This is a genomic window from Clostridium sp. CCUG 7971, assembly GCF_017590215.1.
Classification (GTDB): domain Bacteria; phylum Bacillota; class Clostridia; order Peptostreptococcales; family Peptostreptococcaceae; genus Faecalimicrobium.
This window is the reverse complement of record NZ_JAFFPK010000010.1, coordinates 1-20605: the sequence shown is the minus strand read 5'-3', so window position 1 is coordinate 20605 and position 20605 is coordinate 1. Positions and strand designations below refer to the sequence as shown.

At 26.0% G+C, this 20605-nt stretch carries 18 protein-coding genes, 1 tRNA gene and 1 pseudogene; 17 read left to right on the top strand and 3 right to left on the bottom strand.

The features are described 5' to 3' along the window. Nucleotides 1-7 precede the first annotated feature (7 nt). The 8 genes from selA to JWF52_RS01700 all read left to right on the top strand — a co-directional run bounded on the left by selA (nucleotide 8) and on the right by JWF52_RS01700 (nucleotide 8645). Nucleotides 8-1411, top strand: a complete 1404-nt coding sequence (gene selA, locus JWF52_RS01730; protein WP_353654853.1) for an L-seryl-tRNA(Sec) selenium transferase — start codon at nucleotides 8-10, stop codon at nucleotides 1409-1411. A gap of 21 nt (nucleotides 1412-1432) precedes the next feature. Next, entirely contained in the window at nucleotides 1433-3031 is a 1599-nt protein-coding gene (gene selB / locus JWF52_RS01725) for a selenocysteine-specific translation elongation factor (RefSeq protein WP_286183952.1), read from the top strand. Nucleotides 3032-3084: 53 nt separating this feature from the next. Continuing rightward, nucleotides 3085-3315: a SelB domain-containing protein gene (locus JWF52_RS19155; protein WP_286183951.1), complete on the top strand. Its 231-nt coding sequence runs from the start codon at nucleotides 3085-3087 to the stop codon at nucleotides 3313-3315. Nucleotides 3316-3461: 146 nt separating this feature from the next. Continuing rightward, nucleotides 3462-6224 (top strand): sensor histidine kinase, encoded by a 2763-nt coding sequence (locus JWF52_RS01720; protein WP_286183950.1) that lies wholly within the window; start codon nucleotides 3462-3464, stop codon nucleotides 6222-6224. A 55-nt stretch (nucleotides 6225-6279) separates the two neighbouring features. After that, nucleotides 6280-6954, top strand: a complete 675-nt coding sequence (locus JWF52_RS01715; RefSeq protein ID WP_208331630.1) for a uracil-DNA glycosylase — start codon at nucleotides 6280-6282, stop codon at nucleotides 6952-6954. A gap of 109 nt (nucleotides 6955-7063) precedes the next feature. Beyond that, nucleotides 7064-7381 (top strand): rhodanese-like domain-containing protein, encoded by a 318-nt coding sequence (locus JWF52_RS01710; protein WP_208331629.1) that lies wholly within the window; start codon nucleotides 7064-7066, stop codon nucleotides 7379-7381. Between the two features lie 180 nt (nucleotides 7382-7561). Next, nucleotides 7562-8425: a resuscitation-promoting factor gene (locus JWF52_RS01705; RefSeq protein ID WP_208331628.1), complete on the top strand. Its 864-nt coding sequence runs from the start codon at nucleotides 7562-7564 to the stop codon at nucleotides 8423-8425. A 123-nt stretch (nucleotides 8426-8548) separates the two neighbouring features. Continuing rightward, nucleotides 8549-8645, top strand: a tRNA-Sec gene (locus JWF52_RS01700). Nucleotides 8646-8697: 52 nt separating this feature from the next. On the opposite strand, the gene JWF52_RS01695 is transcribed toward JWF52_RS01700, so the two are convergent. After that, a complete protein-coding gene (locus tag JWF52_RS01695) occupies nucleotides 8698-9453 on the bottom strand; it encodes a hypothetical protein (protein ID WP_208331627.1) in 756 nt (251 codons plus the stop codon). An 84-nt stretch (nucleotides 9454-9537) separates the two neighbouring features. Here JWF52_RS01695 and JWF52_RS01690 point away from each other — a divergent pair, with 84 nt between their 5' ends. Continuing rightward, nucleotides 9538-10245 (top strand): tRNA threonylcarbamoyladenosine dehydratase, encoded by a 708-nt coding sequence (locus tag JWF52_RS01690; protein WP_208331626.1) that lies wholly within the window; start codon nucleotides 9538-9540, stop codon nucleotides 10243-10245. Between the two features lie 27 nt (nucleotides 10246-10272). Here the strand turns inward: JWF52_RS01690 and JWF52_RS01685 are convergent, their stop codons facing one another. Next, entirely contained in the window at nucleotides 10273-11115 is an 843-nt protein-coding gene (locus JWF52_RS01685; protein ID WP_208331625.1) for a ComEC/Rec2 family competence protein, read from the bottom strand. Between the two features lie 219 nt (nucleotides 11116-11334). On the opposite strand from JWF52_RS01685, the gene JWF52_RS01680 reads away from it, so the two are divergent. The 4 genes and pseudogenes from JWF52_RS01680 to holA all read left to right on the top strand — a co-directional run bounded on the left by JWF52_RS01680 (nucleotide 11335) and on the right by holA (nucleotide 15790). Next, nucleotides 11335-12240, top strand: a complete 906-nt coding sequence (locus JWF52_RS01680) for a DUF2156 domain-containing protein (RefSeq protein ID WP_208331624.1) — start codon at nucleotides 11335-11337, stop codon at nucleotides 12238-12240. Between the two features lies 1 nt (nucleotide 12241). Further along, nucleotides 12242-13408 (top strand): GNAT family N-acetyltransferase, encoded by a 1167-nt coding sequence (locus JWF52_RS01675; RefSeq protein WP_208331623.1) that lies wholly within the window; start codon nucleotides 12242-12244, stop codon nucleotides 13406-13408. 105 nt (nucleotides 13409-13513) lie between these two features. Further along, nucleotides 13514-14773, top strand: coding sequence for a ComEC/Rec2 family competence protein (locus tag JWF52_RS01670; protein WP_208331622.1), 1260 nt, complete (start codon nucleotides 13514-13516; stop codon nucleotides 14771-14773). Continuing rightward, nucleotides 14748-15790, top strand: a pseudogene (gene holA, locus JWF52_RS01665) (DNA polymerase III subunit delta). The gene JWF52_RS01670 and the pseudogene holA overlap by 26 nt, the downstream one beginning before the upstream one ends. A gap of 119 nt (nucleotides 15791-15909) precedes the next feature. Here holA and rpsT read toward each other — a convergent pair. Next, entirely contained in the window at nucleotides 15910-16176 is a 267-nt protein-coding gene (gene rpsT / locus JWF52_RS01660; RefSeq protein ID WP_208331621.1) for a 30S ribosomal protein S20, read from the bottom strand. 268 nt (nucleotides 16177-16444) lie between these two features. On the opposite strand from rpsT, the gene gpr reads away from it, so the two are divergent. The 4 genes from gpr to lepA all read left to right on the top strand — a co-directional run bounded on the left by gpr (nucleotide 16445) and on the right by lepA (nucleotide 20571). Next, nucleotides 16445-17401 carry a GPR endopeptidase gene (gene gpr, locus JWF52_RS01655; RefSeq protein ID WP_208331620.1) on the top strand — a complete coding sequence of 319 codons (957 nt, stop codon included), beginning with the start codon at nucleotides 16445-16447 and terminating at the stop codon, nucleotides 17399-17401. 12 nt (nucleotides 17402-17413) lie between these two features. Continuing rightward, nucleotides 17414-18373, top strand: coding sequence for a stage II sporulation protein P (gene spoIIP, locus JWF52_RS01650; RefSeq protein WP_208331619.1), 960 nt, complete (start codon nucleotides 17414-17416; stop codon nucleotides 18371-18373). Nucleotides 18374-18395: 22 nt separating this feature from the next. Further along, nucleotides 18396-18650, top strand: a complete 255-nt coding sequence (locus JWF52_RS01645) for a hypothetical protein (protein WP_208331618.1) — start codon at nucleotides 18396-18398, stop codon at nucleotides 18648-18650. A 115-nt stretch (nucleotides 18651-18765) separates the two neighbouring features. Next, nucleotides 18766-20571, top strand: a complete 1806-nt coding sequence (gene lepA, locus JWF52_RS01640; RefSeq protein WP_502711241.1) for a translation elongation factor 4 — start codon at nucleotides 18766-18768, stop codon at nucleotides 20569-20571. Nucleotides 20572-20605 lie beyond the last annotated feature (34 nt).

Genomic DNA, 20605 nt, shown 5'->3' with positions numbered 1-20605 from the left:
GATTGTGTTGATAAAAAAAGAATTATTTTCTATGTTACCATCAGTTGATGAGGTGTTAGGAGATAAAAATGTAATAAAAGCATTAGAAGAATATCCAAGGAGTTTGGTGTTAGACTCAATAAGAGAATCAATAGATGTAAAAAGAAAATTTATTATAAATATAAATGAAGATAGTATAGATAACTTTAATATAAAATTGGAAGATATTATAGAAGATTCACTTCAAAGAATTAGAATAAATTATTCGTTATCATTAAAGAAAGTTATAAATGCCACTGGAACAGTTATACATACTAATTTAGGAAGATCATTACTTAGTGAAAGCATAAAGGAAGAATTATGGAACCTATCATCTAGATATTCAAATTTAGAATATGATTTAGAAAAAGGGGAAAGAGGTTCTAGATATACTCATTTGACACAGATGATAAAAAAGCTTACAAATGCTGAAGATGTTTTGGTTGTTAATAATAATGCAGCAGCAGTTTTACTTGTACTAAGTACAATGGCTAAGAATAAAGAAACTATAGTTTCGCGTGGAGAATTAGTTGAGGTAGGTGGATCATTTAGAATACCTAATATAATGGAATTAAGTGGAACTAAACTTGTAGAAATTGGTTCAACTAATAAAACTAATTTAAGTGACTATAAGAGTGCTATAAATGAAGATACAAAAGCTATAATGAAAGTACATACAAGTAATTATAAAATACTAGGATTTACAGACAGTGTAGATATAGAAGACCTGTCTAAATTAGGTAAAGAATATAATATTCCTGTTATAGAAGATTTAGGAAGTGGAGTATTTATAGATTTATCTAAATATGGTTTATCTTATGAACCGACAGTACTAGATTCTATAAAAAGTGGGGCAGATATAGTAACTTTTAGTGGAGATAAAATGCTCGGAGGCCCTCAAGCTGGTATTATAGTGGGGAAGAAAAAATATATAGATGAAATGAAAAAAAATCAACTTACAAGAGCCCTGAGAGTTGATAAGTTAACAATATGTGCTCTAGAGGCTACTTTAAGAATGTATTTAGATGAGAAAAAAGCAGTAGAGAATATACCTACATTAAAAATGCTAACATTAAATAAATCAGAGTTAGAGGAAAAGGCTTTAAAGTTATTTAACAAAGTTAATAAACTAAATTTAGATATACATATATCGATTGAAGATGGTTTTTCACAAGTTGGGGGAGGGTCTATGCCTATTGAAGTTATAAAAACAAAGGTTATAGCTATAACTCCAAATAAAATAAATGTATCAAATTTAGAAAAAAGACTTAGATTAAGTGAATCTCATATAGTAGCTAGAATATATGATAACAAATATATATTAGATGTAAGAACAATATTTGAAGATGAGTTTGATGTTATTGCAAGTGAACTAGAAAATGCTTTAACATAAAAGCTTTATTGGGAGGAATAGATGAAAAACATAGTAATAGGAACAGCAGGACATATAGATCACGGTAAAACTACTCTTATAAAAGCGCTAACTGGTAGGGAAACAGATACATTAGCAGAAGAAAAAAGAAGAGGTATATCTATAAATTTAGGATTTACATATTTTGATTTACCAAGCAATAAAAGAGTTGGAATAGTAGATGTTCCGGGACATGAGAAATTTATAAAAAATATGCTAGCAGGAGTGGCTGGTATAGATATTGTACTTTTTGTAGTTGCATGTGATGAAGGGGTTATGCCCCAAACTGTTGAGCATTTAGATATATTAACATTTTTAAATGTAAAAAAAGGAATAATAGTACTTACAAAGTGCGATACAGTTGATGATGAATTTATAGAATTAGCAAAAGAAGATGTTGAGCAAAAGGTAAGAGGAACGTTTTTAGAAAATGTAGATATTATAGAAGTTGACTCTATATCAAAAAGAGGAATAGATAATTTAGTTAATGCAATAGATAAGATGAGTGAAGAAATAGAAGATAATGATAGAGACTTACCAGCAAGGCTTAATATAGATCGAGTTTTTTCTGTAAATGGATTTGGAACTGTTATAACAGGAACATTATTAGAAGGAAAAATTAGTATAGATGATGATTTAGTTATTTATCCTAAAAAATTACCAACTAAGATAAGAAGTATACAGGTGCATGGAGAAAGTGTTAATGAAGCCTATGCAGGACAGAGAACTGCTATAAATATATCAAATGCAAAAGTAGAAGAAATACAAAGGGGAGATGTATTGGCAGCAAAAGATTCTTTGGAGGAATCTATGATGTTAGATACAAAACTTTCACTAGTAAATCATTCTAACAAAATATTAAAACATTGGGATAGATTAAGATTATATCATGGAAGTAGAGAAATATTTTGTAGAGCAGTTCCGCTAAATGTAGAAACTATAGAGAGTGGACAAAGTGGATATGTACAACTAAGACTAGAAGAAAATATAGTTGCTAAAAAAGGAGATAAATTTGTATTAAGAACCTATTCACCTATGGAAACAATTGGAGGAGGCATAATAATAGATGCATCGCCTAAAAAGCATAAAAGATTTGATGATGAGCTAATACAGACACTTAAGTTAAAAGAAAAAGGTGAACTAAAAGATATTTTAGAAGAGTACTTAAAAATAAATTTAAATAAGTACATAACTATAAAAGATATTATGAGCTATAGCGGAGATAGTGAACTTAATATAAAGGAAGCTATAGACAAATTAGTGAAAGAAAAAAGAATACTTATTATAAATAATATTTATATTCATATGAGCAAGTATGAAAAATTTAAGGAAGATACAGTAAAAATATTATTATCTTATCATAAAAAATATAGGCTTAGAAAAGGTATGCTAAAGGAAGAATTTAGATCAAAATTAGAGTCTAAATTTAAAATGAAAGATATAGATACATTATTAAATTATATGGAAAATGAAAAAATAGTAAAATTAGATAATAATATAGTTTCTTTATATAATTTTGAAGTTGTATTTAATGATAAACAAAAAGAAATAAAATTAAATATACAAAAAAACTTAGAGAAGATGATGTATTACCTATATTAAGTATAGAAAGTATATGTGAAAGTAATCACTACTATATAGAAGTTTTAGAATCTATGATAGGTAATTATGTTGAAAAATTAGATGATAATCATGTTATGGACAAAGAAATATATGAATCTGCTAAAGAAGAATTAATAAATTATTTAATGGAAAATAAAGAAATAACTTTAGGTGAATATAGAGATTTAATTAATTCTAATAGAAAAAATTGTATGATTTTATTAGAAAATTTTGATAGAAAGAAAATAACTAAAAGAGAAGAAAATAAAAGAGTTTTATTCTAAAAATTATATTATTTATAAAATACCAAGATATAATAACAAAAACATACATATCTTGGTATTTTATTATGCAAATAATAAAGAAATAATGAGATAAAAAAGCATTTATAGTATAATAATAGAGTATAAATAAATAGGAGGAGAGGGTATTGGAGGATATTGTATCGATAAGGGAAAAGAAAAACTATATAAATGAAAACTTAGCTATTTTATTTATTTTTATAGGATATATATTATTATCATATATTATGAAAGATGTTGCTCAGTTTGAAATTTTTGTACACACTATATATTCTACATTTTTAATTGCTATGGGAATAATAGTATTTAAAAGTATAGAATTTAATATAGATAAATTTTGTATATTTTTAGGTGCAGTATTTGCACTTACTGGGATAATAGAATGTATTTATGTAATTACAATGGTAACAGATAGAAGTAATATGTATTACAGTAACAATTTTAAAGTTATCTTAATAGCTTTTGTAGATATACTACCAATGATAGGTATATATTTAAGTTTTAATCACATAAAACGAGATAAAAATGTGATTATGGATATAATTATATTGACAGTTGTTACAACGATATCAATATTTATAGCAATGAAAGCTTTGTCAGATAATAGTTTAATAAAAATAAACTTAATGGAAAAAGAAAATAAGTTATTAATTGAATTGATTATAAATGGATTTTTACTTTTAATGGGTATGGTTATATATAAAAAAGTTGGTAACATTGGAGAATGTCTAGATGATCAAGAAAAGTACTATTTTAAGAGGATGATTATAGTTATATCTCTATCTAGAATAACAACACTAATAAATCCGTATTCAAATAATTTAAAATTTGCAGATATATTAAGCCAAATTATAACTAATGTAGCTATGATATATATATATAACTACATAGTATATGCAAATTTTAAAAAACCTTATAATAAATTAAATTCCATAAACTATGAACTAGTAAAAAAAACAAATATATTAAAAAATAATAATATTAAGCTTATAGAACATACAAATAATATGTATGGTCTTAAGGAAGTTCTTAATGATAAAGAGTCAAAATTGCAATCAACATTAGATGTTTCAGTAAATTGCATAATAGTTTTTAATAAAGATAAAAAAGTGACATATACAAATAAAAAATTTGAATCAATATTTGCATATGAAGGCGATAAAATAACTAATAGCATAGAAGAAAGTATGAAATATACAATAGGTAACTTTGACGATTTTATAAAAAATGTAGATTATGTATTTGATGGTAAAGAAAATTTAAACCAAATTATTAAAGTAAATAATAATAGAGTTTATCATGCTGCATTTTCTCCCTTAATAATAAAGGGTAATATACAAGGTGCTCTATGTATATTAATAAACAAAACAAGACAAATAGAGTATGGACAAAAAATAATCGATGCTAATAAGAAATCTGAAAGATTTTTAGAAAGTATAGGAGATGGAATAATAGTTTTTCAAAATGGAGAAAAAATATATACTAATAAAGCAAGTAAGAGTATATTTAAAGAAAGATTAAATTCTATAGATTTTAATTTCTATAGGGAAAATAAAAATAAAGAAGCTTACTTTAAAATTGATGGAAAAGAAGTATTTCTAGAAATGGAATTTTCAGATTATACAAAAAATAAAGAATTAAACACTATAGTAGTGGTAAGGGATATAACTAGTCGTAAAAGAGCTCAAATGAGGCTAAGAGAAAATCAAAAAGCATATTCCAAGTTTATAGATATATTACCTGATGGTATTTGTCTATTAAATGAAGAATTACAAATTACATATGCTAATAAATCTCTTTTAGATATGTTAGAAATTAATAGCTTAAATCAAATTAATAATAACAATATTAAAAGTATAATAAATTTAACTGAAGAAGAAGAAGATTTATTTGATAGAAAAATGAAAAAGGTTATCAGCAAAAATAAATACATGCTTTTACTAGAGTATGAGTTAATAACACATAATAAAAATAAGGTTCAAGTAGAAGTAAATGCAACTCCATTTTTTAATGAAGATAATTATATAATGCTTATAATCAAAGATTTAACCTATAAAAAAACATCTGAGATGGCAGAAAAAGAAATACTAGATAGATTTAAGACTGATAAAATAAAAACAGAATTCTTTGCGAACATGTCCCATGAACTTAAAACACCATTAAATGTTATTTCTAGTTCTAACCAATTATTAGATTCACTTTATAAAAATGAAAAAATTGAAGATTATAATAATAGCGTGAAATCTCATATAGATTTAGTTAGACAAAGTTCATATAGATTACAAAGATTAATTGGAAATATAATAGATCTAACGAAGATGGAATCAGGATTCTATAGGTTAAAGCTATATAAATACAATATTGTAAATGTTGTTGAAGACTTATTTATGAAAATAGAAGAATATGCAAATAAAAAAGATATAAGCATTGTATTTGATACAGATAGTGAAGAAGTATATGTTAATATAGATAAATCTGAAATGGAAAGAATAATATTAAATTTATTATCAAATTGTATAAAATTCACAGATATTGGTGGAAGTATAAATGTAAATATATATGATAAAGGAAGTAATGTTGCAATAAGTGTACTAGATAATGGAGTTGGTATACCAAAGAATAAAATAGGATTAATATTTGAAGAATTTGGACAGGTAAATAAAACATTATCTAGAAATGCAGAGGGTAGTGGAATAGGTCTTTCTATAGTAAAAAACTTAGTTGAACTACATAATGGTAGTATATATGTTAAAAGTGAGGAAAATAAAGGTACTGAGTTTATAATAATTATACCTAAAACAAATGTACATAATGACGATTATCAGGAAGATAGAAGGATATATAATATTGATGAAAAAATAAAAATAGAATTTTCGGATATATATTACTAAAATAGTAGAAAAATAGATATAAATAGATTTATATTAAATTAAAGTAGGTGATATTATGGTTAAATTAGGTAATGATTGGGATATTCTATTAGAAGATGAATTTAAAAAAGAATATTATCTAAACTTAAGAGAATTTTTAAAGGCTGAATATAGTTCAAAAATAATATACCCTGATGCAAACAACATATTTGAAGCTTTAAAGCATACATCATATAATGGTACTAAGGTTTTAATATTAGGGCAAGATCCATATCATGGAGAAGGTCAGGCTCATGGTTTAGCATTTTCAGTTCAAAAAGGAATACAAACTCCTCCATCTTTATTAAATATATATAAGGAATTACAATCAGATTTAGGATGTTTTATACCTAATAATGGATATTTAATGCCTTGGGCTGATCAAGGAATTCTTTTATTAAATACAGCATTAACAGTTAGAGCTCATGAAGCTAATTCTCATAAAGATAAAGGATGGGAAATTTTCACTGACAGTATAATAAAGATTTTAAATGGGCGTGAAGAACCAATTATATTCGTTTTATGGGGTTCAAACGCACGTAGTAAGAAAAAATTAATAGATAATAAAAAACATTACATACTAGAATCTCCTCATCCAAGCCCGCTATCGGCATATAGAGGATTTTTCGGATGTAAACACTTTTCAAAAATAAATGAAATTCTTAAAAGTATAAATAAAGAGCCTATTGATTGGCAAATACCTAATATATAAAAATAGCCAGACTTCTAATTTAATTAGAAATCTGGCTATTTTTGTATTTAATTGTAACTTTTAAATATAATTTTAATAATATGTATTAAAAGGAATTAGGTGATATTTTATGGATTTAATTATGTTAAAGCCGATTCAAGTTAAAGAAATGATAGAAAATAATCAATTTGATTTAATTATAGATTTAAGAGATAATGAAAATTACCATAAAGGGCATTTGCCAGGGGCTATAAATATTCCCATAAATGAAATAACTGATAAATTAAATTTTTTAGATTTATACAAGAAAAAATCTATTATTTTATATTGTGGAATAGGAAGTAAAAGTATAAGTGCAGGCAAGGTATTAATTATAAATGGATTTGAAAAAATATATAGTCTTTCAAATGGAATTAAAGGGTATAAATATGAACTAAAATCAAATTAAATGTTACAAAAATGTAACTAATAAAAAGTATGCTGGACACTTTGGAAAAACTAAGTAAGCATATTTTTTATTTTTTGTCAAGTTGACAAGTGGTATCAAAAAAGTTACAATTTATACATAGAAAGTGACAAATAACTTTAATTTAAATATAAAACTTAGAAGATAAGGAAGGAGAATATTATGAACTTAAAAAATAATAAAACATTAAAAGTCTCGGTCTTGGCCGGTTTATTATCAGTTGGAATTTTAGCAGGTGGCTACTCTATATTAAACAAAGATATAACCTTAGTAGTAAAAGGAGAGGAAACATCAGTATCAACGTTTAAATCTACAGTGAAGGAAATTTTAGAAGAACAAAATGTTAAATATGACGGAAATGATATTGTAAGCGTAGATTTAGATAGTAAGTTAAAAGATGGATCGAAAATAGAAATAATAGACGTTAAAGAAGAAGTTATTAAAGAAAACAAAGAGGTACCTTTTGAAGTAAATGTAGTTGAAGATAACAATTTACTAAAAGGTAAAACGGAAATTAAAACAGAAGGGCAAGCTGGTAAGAATGAATTAGTTTATAAAATAACTTATCATAATGGGAAACAAATGGAAAAGAAATTTGTAGAAGAATTAGTATCAGTTGAGCCAGTTAATAAGATAGTTAAAAAAGGAACTAAAGTTGAGGTTCAAGTTGCATCATCAAGAGGTTCTAATACTGGAAGAAAAGCTAATGTAGCAACTACATCAACTGTATCGGCTAAATCAAATTCATCAAGTAGTAAAGGTAAACATATGAAGGTAGTTGCAACGGCTTATTCAGGAGATACTGTAACATCTACAGGTACAAAGCCTAAGTGGGGAACTATAGCAGTAGACCCAAGTGTAATACCATACGGAACAAAGGTGTATATACCTCAATTTGGTCAGACATTTATAGCAGAAGACTGCGGAGGAGCTATAAAGGGAAATAAAATAGATATATTTATGAATGATGAGTCTACAGTTAAAAACTGGGGAAGAAAAACTATAGATATATATATTGTTGGATAAAATTAAGGAGTAGCTATTTAGCTACTTCTTTTTATTTAATATGATTAAAAATTATAAATCTGTTGAAAATTATAAATAAAAATGTTATTATAAGACTTAAGCTATAAAAAATTTATTTTATATGGGGGTGGATGGGTGCTGGTGTGTCCTCTAGTCTTCAAAACTAGTATGAGGGGTTAATAGCTTCTTGGGTGGGTTCGATTCCCACGCACTCCCGCCAATTATAAAAAGGAACTCTTTTGAGTTCCTTTTTGCATATTAAAGATAGAGAATTATTTATTTATATTTTCAGCTGTTGATTTTATAAACTTCTCATTTTTATCATCCCACTTATATATTTCTTTTGTGGTATTTTTATTTATTTCATTGAATTCTTCGCTAGACTGAGAACCTTCATATTCCGTTATAGTTGTTATACATAAAATTCGAGGTATAGATCCTTCTAAATAATCTATAGAACTTGTTTCTATATTTTTGATTAGATCATCGCTGTTATCTTTTTTATTTAATTTTTCACTATATATACTTTTATTAAAAACGGATATGTACTTATTATCTTTTTTATAAAATATTTCGAAAAACTCTCTTTGGCTAATATTATTAGAAGAATTAGAGTCTTTTTGCTCAACTATTAAGAAATCCTTATAAAAATAAAAGTTGCTAACAAGAGCTAAGTTATTAATACTACATTGAAATTTTAAATTATTATTATCAATTTTATTATAAATAGCTATAAAAGAAATTTGTTCAGGTAAAGATAAAGTAAAAGCAACTTTATTTTTATTATCATTAGGTATTTCATCGGTAACGGAAATTTCTATATAATCAGCATATTTTATAAGATTATCATTATTAGTGTCTTTTAAAATTTTTAAAATTAAATTATAATTATCATTATTATGCATAACATCTTTAGCATAAGAAATAGGTAATATAGTTTCATGGGTATATTTTTTTACCAGTAAGTTACCTAAGATAAGTAAGTTTATAATAAGTAAAAAAGATAGCAGATTTATAATTTTATTCAAATTAAACCTCCTTAAAATTTTAGGATTTAATATTAAAATATATTCTGTTAAACTAAAATAAATAACTTTAGGAGCATAGTAAATATGGAAAAAAACTTTAAAACAAGAACAGGCCTTATAATAGGTGATGAAGGACTAGAAAAATTAAAAAATTCTAATGTGATAGTATTTGGAGTTGGAGGGGTTGGAAGTTTTGCTGCAGAAGCAATAGCTAGAGCAGGAGTGGGAAACCTTACAATTGTTGATTTTGATGATGTAGATATAACAAATATCAATAGACAGCTTCCGGCGCTACACTCTACAGTAGGAAAGTATAAGGTAGAAGTTATGAAAGAAAGAATACTTGATATTAATCCCGATATAAATATTAAAGCTGTTAGAAAAGTATATAACAAAGATACGAGTGAGGAGATACTAACGGAAGATTATGATTATGTAATAGATGCTATAGATATGGTTACATCAAAAATACACTTAATAGAAACTTGCAAGTCTAAAGGATTAGAGATTGTAAGTTCTATGGGTATGGGAAATAAATTAGATCCTACAAAAATAGTTGTTACAGATATACATAAAACAAGTATGTGCCCATTAGCTAAAGTAATGAGAAAAGAACTAAAGGATAGAAGGATAAAAAAATTAAAGGTTGTATACTCAACAGAACAACCTCAAGAACTAAAAAAGAAAATAATGAACGGCAAAAAAATAACACCAGGAAGTACTTCATTTGTACCATCTGTTGGAGGTTTAATAATAGCATCTGTAGTTATAAATGACTTATTAAATAAATAATAAATAAGGAACAAGTAATATTGTTCCTTATTTTTCATATTTATAATTCTTTTTAGTATAAATAGTTTTACCATCGCTATAAAATACAATATCTCCAAGTAAATCAGTTCTATAGACTTTTATACCTTCAGTAGATAAATTTTCTAGAGTTGATCTATGAGGATGTCCGTATTGATTTTTATACCCACATGATATTGTAGCTATATCTGGAGATACTTCTTTTAAAAAGTTTTCATTAGTTGAAGAGCTACTGCCGTGATGTCCTACTTTTAAAAAATCTACATCATTTAAATTAAAGGAATTTATGATATCCATTTCATTTTGATACTCAGCATCTCCTGTAAATAAAAATGATTTATTCATAAAGTTTAGTTTGAATACGATTGAATTTAAGTTATTATCATCTTGGATAAAAGAAGGATTTAAAGTTAGTATATCTATATTATCTTCAATATTTATGGTGTCATCTTTATATAAGTGTTGAATAGATAAATTTTTATTTAAACAAGCATTAACTAAATTTTTATAAGCGTTAGTATTTGTTTCTTGTTCTGGCATAAAGATTGATTTAACGTTAAAATCATTAATTATATTATCAAGTCCTCCGATGTGGTCTGAGTCTGGATGGGTAGCAATCATTATATCTACAGTCTTTACTTTATATTTTTTTAAGTAAGATTTAATTATATGTGAACTATTTTCATCTCCGCTATCTACCAAAATATTTTTAGAATTAGGAGTTTGTATTAAAATACTATCTCCTTGACCAACATCAATTATATGTACAGCTAAATGAGAATTTTTGTCACAACCGCATAAAAGTGATATTATAATAAATATCAATGTTATAAATAAATTCCTAAATTGCATAATACCTCCATTCATTACATGTTTACAAAAAATATAAGATGGGTAATATAAGTTAGTAAAAGTATTTTATTTTATATTCTAAACAATATAATATAAGATAATTCAATAAAATAATGATTCACTAAAATAATTAATAAAGAGTATTTTATATAATGAATAAAATTAAAGTGGTATATATTTATAAATTAAATGTTAAAGTAGTAAAACTAGGAGGATTTTATGATTTTTAAAGAAATTAATATAAATTCAAAACAGGAATTAGATCCATATTTTGAATTAGTCGATTATGAAGCTTGTGAGTACTGTTTTAGTACTTTATATATGTGGCAACATGCTTATAACACAGGATATTATATCGGAGAAGATTTTGCAGTAATAGTTGGAGAATATGAAGGTGATAGCTTTTCAATACAGCCATTAGCTCGTAAAGAAAAGCTGCCTGAAGTTATAGATTTTGTAGTAAGGCACTTTGAAGAGGGAAATAAAAAGATATATTTAAGAGGTGTTAATAAAGATATCGTAGAATTTTTAAAAGAAAGATACCCAGATAAATTTGAATATATAGAAGAAAGAGATTTATTTGACTATGTATATGATGGAGAAAGCTTAAGAACTTTAGCTGGAAGAAAAAATCAAAAGAAAAGAAATCATATAAACTATTTCTTAAATGAATATGAAGGAAGATTTGAATATAAATTATTAGATAAAGAAAACTTCAAAGAATGTTTAGATTTAATGAAAGAATGGACGAATAATAAAGAAGAACATGATGAATTTGATGAAGGTATGGATGATGAACTTATAGGAATAAAGAAAATATTTGATAACTATGATGTTTTAAAAGATAAATTAAAGGTAGCTGGAATATATGTAGATGGAAAATTAGAAGCATTTACAATTGGTGAATTATTAAATAAAAATATGGCTTTAGTTCATATAGAAAAAGCTAATCCGGAAATTAGAGGATTATACCCATATATAAATCAACAATTTATAGTAAATGAATTTGAAGATGTTGAATTTGTAAACAGAGAAGAAGATTTAGGAATAGAAGGACTTAGAAAAGCTAAACTTTCTTACCATCCATGTAGATTTGTAGAAAAGTATACTGTTAGGGAGGCATAAAATGCAAATAAGATATGCTAGGTCTAATGAGATAGATGATATAAAAGATATATGGAATTATTGCTTTGATGATAGTGATAGTTTCGTAAATTATTATTTTAACGATAAGTACAGCAGATTTAACACTGTTGTAGTAAATGAAGGGGAAGAAATAGTTTCTTCCCTTCAATTAAATCAATATAAACTTATTTTAAATGATAAAGTATATGATAGTTCATATGTAGTCGGAGTTTCAACACTACCTCAAGTTAGAGGAAGAGGATATATGAGAAATATAATGAAATTTACACTTAGAGAACTATATGCAAAAGGACAGTTAATATCAATTCTTATGCCAATAGATTATAGACTGTATAGACAATATGGATATGAACATTGTTACGACCAACTTGAATATACTATAGATATTGAAGATTTAAAAAGATTTAGAATAGGTGGTAGATTACATAAAATAAATGAATCTCATATAAATGATTTAATAGATATTAGTAAGTTTTTCTTAAAAGATACTAATGGAAATGTTTATAAGACGGATGAATATTATAAAAACCAATTCAAAGAAGTGAAAAGTGAAAATGGATATATGTATATACATGAAGATGAAGGCAATCAAGGGTATATAATTTATTTCTTAAATGGAGACAAGATGTTTGTTAGAGAACTATTTTATAAAAATATTAATTCTCTAAAATCTATGCTAAAGTTTATATATAATCATAACACTCAATGTAGAGAAGTTGTAATTTCGTCACCTGTAAATGATAAAATAAGATTTATACTAGATAATCCTAAAACCTCACAAATAAAGATAAAGCCATTTATGATGGGTAGAATTATAAACTTAGAAAAATACTTAGAAAGTTTAGATATAGATAGTAATTTAAATTTAGAAGCGAATGTGTTCGTAGAAGATCAATTTTTAAGTGAAAATAATGGAGTATTTAATATAAAATTAAATAACAATAAACTAGAAGTTAAAAAAGTTGATAGTGATTATGATGGATATTTTACTATAAATACTATGACTCAACTATCATTTTCATATATAGATATGGAAGAGGCATTAGTGATAAATAACAAGTCAGAAAATGAATGTAGTGAAAATGTAATTAAATTATTTAACACTATATTTACAAAGAAAAAAAATTATATAAATGAATATATATAAGAGGTATCAATTAGATATCTCTTTTTTATTTGTTAGTAATTATAATTGTTTAAAATTTAAAGCCTTTGAAAATAATCAAAGAAAAAGGTTGTATTAGGAGGTAGGATGAGAAGACCACTGCTAATAGTATTTGTTATTATTATTTTTATATCATCTATATATACTAAAAATGAAAAAGAAAATATATTATATGATAATAAAAATATAATTATAGAAGGCTTAGTAAAAGACAAAAAAGAAAAGGAAAAATATAATGAGTATAAAGTAGATGAATTTTTAATAAGAGATTATAAAAAAAGTAGAAATATAAAAATGGGACAAATCATAAAGATAGAAGGAAAGTTTAAAAGTTTAGATAGAATAAATTATGAAGATTTTAATTATGGTAAATATTTAAAGAGTAATGGATATAAAGGATTGATTTATATTAGTAGTTATGAAGTGTCAGGGAATAATAAATTATATCTATCAATAGGAAATATAAAGACATACATAAGAAGTACAACAAGGTATCTATATAAAGAAACATCTGATTTTATAAATTCAATAATAATAGGAGAAAAAGAAAATCTTACTAAAGAAGATAAAGAGATGTTTAGTAAAACAGGTACAAGTCATATAATAGCCATTTCAGGACTTCATACTAGTATATTTTGTGTGTTAATAAGCTTTATAATAGGTGGAATAAATAAATATTATAAATTAATAATACTTTCATCTATTATATTTTTATATTCAATTATGGTGGGGGCATCACCGTCTATAATAAGATCTGTTATATTTACTATAATTTTGTATCTAGCAGTTTTTATTGATAAAAAAAGAGATCAAATATCAACTTTATCTATGATAGGCATATTTTTAATAATAAATAACCCATATATTATATATAATGTAAGTTTTCAATTGTCTTTTCTCGCTACATTGTCTATAATATATTTCTATGGCTATATAAATAATATTATAAAAATAAGTTTAATATCATTAACATTATCAGCCAATATATTAACATTACCAGTAGTATATTATAATTTTAAAGGTATACCTGTAATTTCGGTAATTAGTAATATAGTAATAGTGCCGTTTATAGGTCTTATAATGTATTTAAGCATTATGAGTGTAGCTTTATTTAAAATAAATATACAACTAGCAAAGTTGATATCAAACTTTAATGGATTTATAATAGATATAATATATTTTTTACTAGAAAAACTTAGTAATTTATATTTTTCATACATTGAAGTAAATAATCCAAGCATATATTGTGTAATTATTTATTATACAATAGTGTTTTCATATATGATTTATAAAGAACAGAAGGTTATGAAGGAGCAAAAGAATGAATTACAAGGATATTATAAATAATCTTAAAAATAAAAACTTTGAAAATATGTACCTATTTTATGGTAGAGAATACTACTTGATTGAAAATGCAATAAAGTCATTTAAAGACACGTTAAATGAAAGTATGGTAGATTTTAACCTAGATGTTATTGATGGAAAAGAAACTATGTTAGATCAAATCATAAGCTCTATAGAGACACTACCATTTATGGATGATAAAAAAATAGTTATAATAAAGGACTTTGAATTACTAAAAGGTAAGAAAAAGAATTTTAGTGATAGTGATGAAAAGTATTTAATTGAACATTTAGATAATATACCGGAAAGTACAGTAGTAGTTTTTGCTGTATATGGAGATGTTGATAAAAGAAAATCTTTAGTTAAGAAAATTGATAAAAAAGGTATAGTATTTAACTGTGATAAATTATCTGACATGGATTTATTTAAATGGGTCAAAAAGAAGTTTGAACTAAATCGTGTAGTAATAGACAATCCTCAAATAATGTACTTTATAGATCAAGAAGGATATAGGGATAAAAGCAGTGAAAAGACTTTATCTGATTTAGAAAATGAAATTAATAAAATAAGCTCATTTGTTGGAAAAGAAAATAAAGTGACAAATGATATAATAGATAAGTTATCACAAAAAAAGTTGAAAATGATATATTTAAATTAATAGATTACATAGGAGAAAAAAAATCTTCGGACTCAATGAAAATTTTAAATGATATGTTACAAGAAGGGGAGTCAGTTTTAGGTATATTTGCAATGATAGCAAAGCAATTTAAAATAGTTATGCAAGTTAGACAACTAAGTACAGATGGTTATAGTGCTAAAATAATAGCTGAGAAATTAAAGATTCATCCATTTGTAGCGGGGAAAGCATTAAAACAAACTAAAAACTTCTCTGATGATATAATTGTAGATATGTTAAATTATATATTAGAAAGTGATTATAAGATAAAAAATGGGTTAATAAGAGAAAATTTAGCTGTAGAAATGCTAGTAGGAAAGTATTGCAACTCTAAAATAATTTAAATAAAATACAGAAAAATCTTAGTATAAATACTAAGATTTTTCTGTATTTTATTTTTAATAATAAAAAAGCCCTTGATTTTAATCAAGGGCTAATATCTATTAACATTATAAACGGTTAATTAAGCGTTCATTCCGTTTAATTTTTGAGCTAATTTAGATATCTTTCTAGCTGCAGCGTTCTTGTGTATAGTTCCTTTAGAAGCTACTTGGCTTATTCTCTTTTGAGCGTATTCAAATCTTGATACAGCCTCATCTTTATTTCCTGCTAATACAGCTTCTTCGAATCTTCTTATAGCAGTTTTAACTTGAGATTTTCTAGCTCTATTTAAAGCAGTTTTCTTTTCGATAACTTTTATTCTCTTTTTAGCTGATTTTATGTTTGCCACCGTGTTCACCCCCTCGTGTTTTTTTTATTATATTCATCGTCAACATATTAGATTTTAACAGAAATAAATCTAAAAATCAAGGATAATTATTTATTAGTTTTATATAATATCTTTTTCTTTTGACTTTTTAGATTATAACCCATATAAAAATAATTTACAACACAGAAATTAAATATTCATGGATTTATAAAATTATAATTTTTGTTATAAAATACTAAAATTTGTTAACACTTATAACTAGCATTTAATTTGTACTAGGAGGGTTAAAATGATTAGTATAAGAACAGACTTAGCCTTAGAAGCTAGAGAGATGTGTGAAGATGGACAATCATCTAGTGAGATACCAGGGGTTAAACTTGAAAAAAAAGAATTAGAAAATTGTATAGTAACAAAAGTTGAAGTTATAGATGAACAAGGCTCTCAAATAATGAATAAAGGAATCGGAAAATATATAACTTTAGAAAGTAATCTTATGAAATTTGATGATGATGAATCTAGAGAAGAAGTAATAGGTTACTTAAGAAATGAATTAGCAGAAATATTAGGTACAGATAAAACTAAAAAAACATTAGTAATAGGACTTGGAAACTGGAATATAACATCAGATGCCTTAGGACCAAAGACTGTATCTAAAACACTAGTAACAAGGCATATTTTTAAAAATTATAACAAAGATTACGATGATGATTTTACTGAAGTAGCAGGGTTAAGTCCTGGGGTTATGGGACTTACAGGGATAGAGACAAGTGAAATTGTAAAATCAGTTGTAGATAAAATTAAACCAGATAGAGTTATAGCCATAGATGCGCTTGCCTCTAGAAAAATGGAAAGGGTAAACACTACAATACAAATATCAACCGCAGGTATAGCACCTGGAGGAGGGGTAGGAAACAAGAGAAAAGCCCTAAATAAAGACTATTTAGGAGTAGATGTTATAGCAATAGGTGTTCCTACTGTTGTAGACGCTGCAACTTTAACAAGTGATGTATTAGATTTAGCAATTGACAATTTAATGAATCAATCAGAAGGAATAGAAAATTTTTATAGTATGTTAAAGCAACTTAAAGAAGAAGAAAAATATAATTTAATAAAAGATTCACTAGATCCATATGATAAAAACTTAATAGTAACACCTAAGGATATAGACGAAACTATTGAAAATTTATCAGTAATAATAAGCGAAGGATTAAATAGATCTCTTCACCCAGGTAGGATCATTAATTAAGGAGGAGTAAAAATGTTAAGAAAACGCATAAAGGCACTTTCTATAGCCTGTGTGTTAGTTTGTATTTTACCAATAGCATCTTATTCAATGGATAAAGATGAGTTTTTAAAGTTTTTAGTAAACTCATCATACCCAGAGGCTAAAGATGATAATAAGGAAGTAAGTAAAAATACTAAAAATGAAAATAAAAACACAGAGGATAAACAAGGAAAAGATTATATTAAATTTCATGTAGGGGAAGAAAATATACCAAAAATAAAAAGTAATGAAAATAATAGCAATAACGAAGTTACAAAAACTACAGTAAATACATCAGAATATAAAAATGACATTAGAGTAACTAAAGAAAGTCCAAGAATATTAATATACCATACACACTCTGGAGAAACATATTCAAACTCACCAGGAGGAAATTTCCATTCAAAGGATAAAGAAAACTCAGTAATGGCTGTAGGTAGCTTAGTTACAGAAGAGTTAAATAAAAAAGGATGGGGTGTAGTTCATACAACTAAATACAATGATTATCCTTCATTCAATCATGCTTATGCAAACAGTTTAAAAACAATACAATCTATTTTACCTAAATATAATAGTATAGATATTGCTATAGACTTACATAGAGATGCAAGAGATTTAACTAATGATGCACTTAAAAAGGCAGAAGAAAAAAGAATGACTACAACTATTAATGGAGAAAAAGTAGCAAAATTCTTCTTTGTAGTAGGAGAAAAAAATCCAAATGTAGAGCATGTTAGATCATTAGCACAAGACATAACAAAGTTTGCACAAAGTAAATATCCAGAATTAATTCTTCCAGTAGTAGAGAAACCATATGGAAAGTATAATCAATTTGTTGCTAAAAACCATATGTTAATAGAAGTTGGAAGTAATGGTACAAGCGCTGATGAGGCAAAAGCAAGTGCTAAATATGTAGCTCAAATACTAGATGAATATTTTAAACAAAAGAATTAGTCTATTATAATAGGAGAATCAAATGAGTAGATTAGAAAAGACTATACAGAAAAAACATAAAAATAGAAAAATTAGATTTATAAGTAAAATAGTATTTATGTTATGTATGGCTATAAATCTAATGATTTGTATAATTATAGTAGATAATAGTGCTAAACAAATGTTAGGAGAAAAAACATTTACAATGAGTTCTATAATAAGTAATATAAAAGAAAACATAGATTTTAATAATATTGAAGAAATTAAGGATAATATAATTAAAAATTTTAATAAATAATAATAAAAATAAGACTTATATCATAATAAGTCTTATTTTTATATAACTGTTATTTACATAAAAGAGGATATATTATAAAATAAAAGTTATGATAAATAATAAAGGAGGAAACAAGGTGGACAATAAACAAAGTAGAACTAGGAATTTTAGTATAATAGCTCATATAGACCACGGTAAGTCTACCTTAGCGGATAGATTAATACAAAAGACTGGACTTGTTAGTGACAGAGACATGAAAGCTCAATTATTAGACAACATGGATCTTGAAAGAGAAAGAGGAATCACTATAAAGCTTCAAAATATAAGATTAGTATATAAAGCTAAGGATGGAAATGAATATTTTTTAAATCTTATAGATACGCCAGGACATGTAGACTTTACTTATGAAGTTTCAAGAAGTTTAGCAGCATGTGAAGGGGCCTTATTAGTAGTAGATGCAGCACAGGGAGTTGAAGCTCAAACATTAGCTAACGTTTATTTAGCTCTAGACCAAGATTTAGAGATATTACCAGTTATAAATAAAATAGATTTACCAAGTGCTAGACCAGATGAAATAAAGCAAGAAATAGAAGATATAATAGGGCTTGATGCAAGTGAAGCACCGCTTATATCAGCTAAAAGCGGTCTAAATATAGAAGATGTATTAGAAACTATAGTAAAAAATGTACCAGCTCCTACAGGAGATAAAGAAGCTCCATTAAAAGCTTTAATATTTGATTCATACTATGATGCGTATAAAGGTGTAGTAGCTTATGTTAGAGTATACGAAGGAACTGTAAAAAAAGGTATGACAATAAAAATGATGAATACTAATAAAAAGTTCGAAGTAACTGAAGTTGGAGTTATGGCTCCGGGTCAAACAGAGCTTGATGAACTTTGTGCTGGAGATGTTGGTTATATCGCAGCAAGTATTAAAGATATAAGAAGTTGTCAGGTAGGGGATACAATAACTAATGCAGAATACCCTACTGATATTCCTATGCCAGGATATAAAAAGGCGACACCAATGGTTTACTGTGGTATATACCCAGGTGAAGGTGAAAAGTATGAAAATGTAAGAGATGCACTTGAAAAGCTACAAGTAAATGATGCAGCGCTTGAGTTTGAAGCTGAAACTTCAGCAGCATTAGGGTTTGGATTTAGATGTGGTTTCTTAGGTCTTTTACACATGGAAATAATTCAAGAAAGATTAGAAAGAGAATTTAATCTTGATATTATAACAACTGCACCGTCTGTTATATACAGAGTTACAAAAACTGATGGGGAAGTTGTTATGATACAAAACCCTGCTAATCTACCAGAGGTATCTGAAATCAAAATGATAGAAGAACCTATAGTTAAAGGGGATATAATAGTTCCTAAAGATTATGTAGGTATAGTTATGGAACTTTGTCAGGAAAGACGTGGAAATATGATAAATATGGAGTATATAGATGAAAAGAGAGTTATGCTTCATTATGACCTTCCTCTTAACGAAGTTGTATATGATTTCTTTGATGCTTTAAAATCTAGAACTAGAGGATATGGATCACTAGACTACGAGATAAAAGGATATGTTCCTTCTACTCTTGTTAAACTTGATGTATTAATAAATAAAGAACAAGTAGATGCACTTAGTTTTATAGTACATGAAACTAGAGCTTATCCAAGAGGTAAATCTATGTGTGAAAAATTAAAAAATGAAATACCAAGACATCAATTCCCGATACCAATACAAGCAGCTGTTGGAAATAAGGTAGTGGCTAGAGAAACTATAAGTGCACTTAGAAAAGATGTACTAGCTAAGTGCTACGGTGGAGATATATCTCGTAAGAAGAAACTTCTTGAAAAGCAAAAAGAAGGTAAGAAACGTATGAGACAAGTAGGATCTGTTGAAGTTCCTCAAAAGGCATTCATGTCTGTATTAAAATTAGATGACTAAGAAAATATAAACTCAAAACCAAAGATTTAAATCT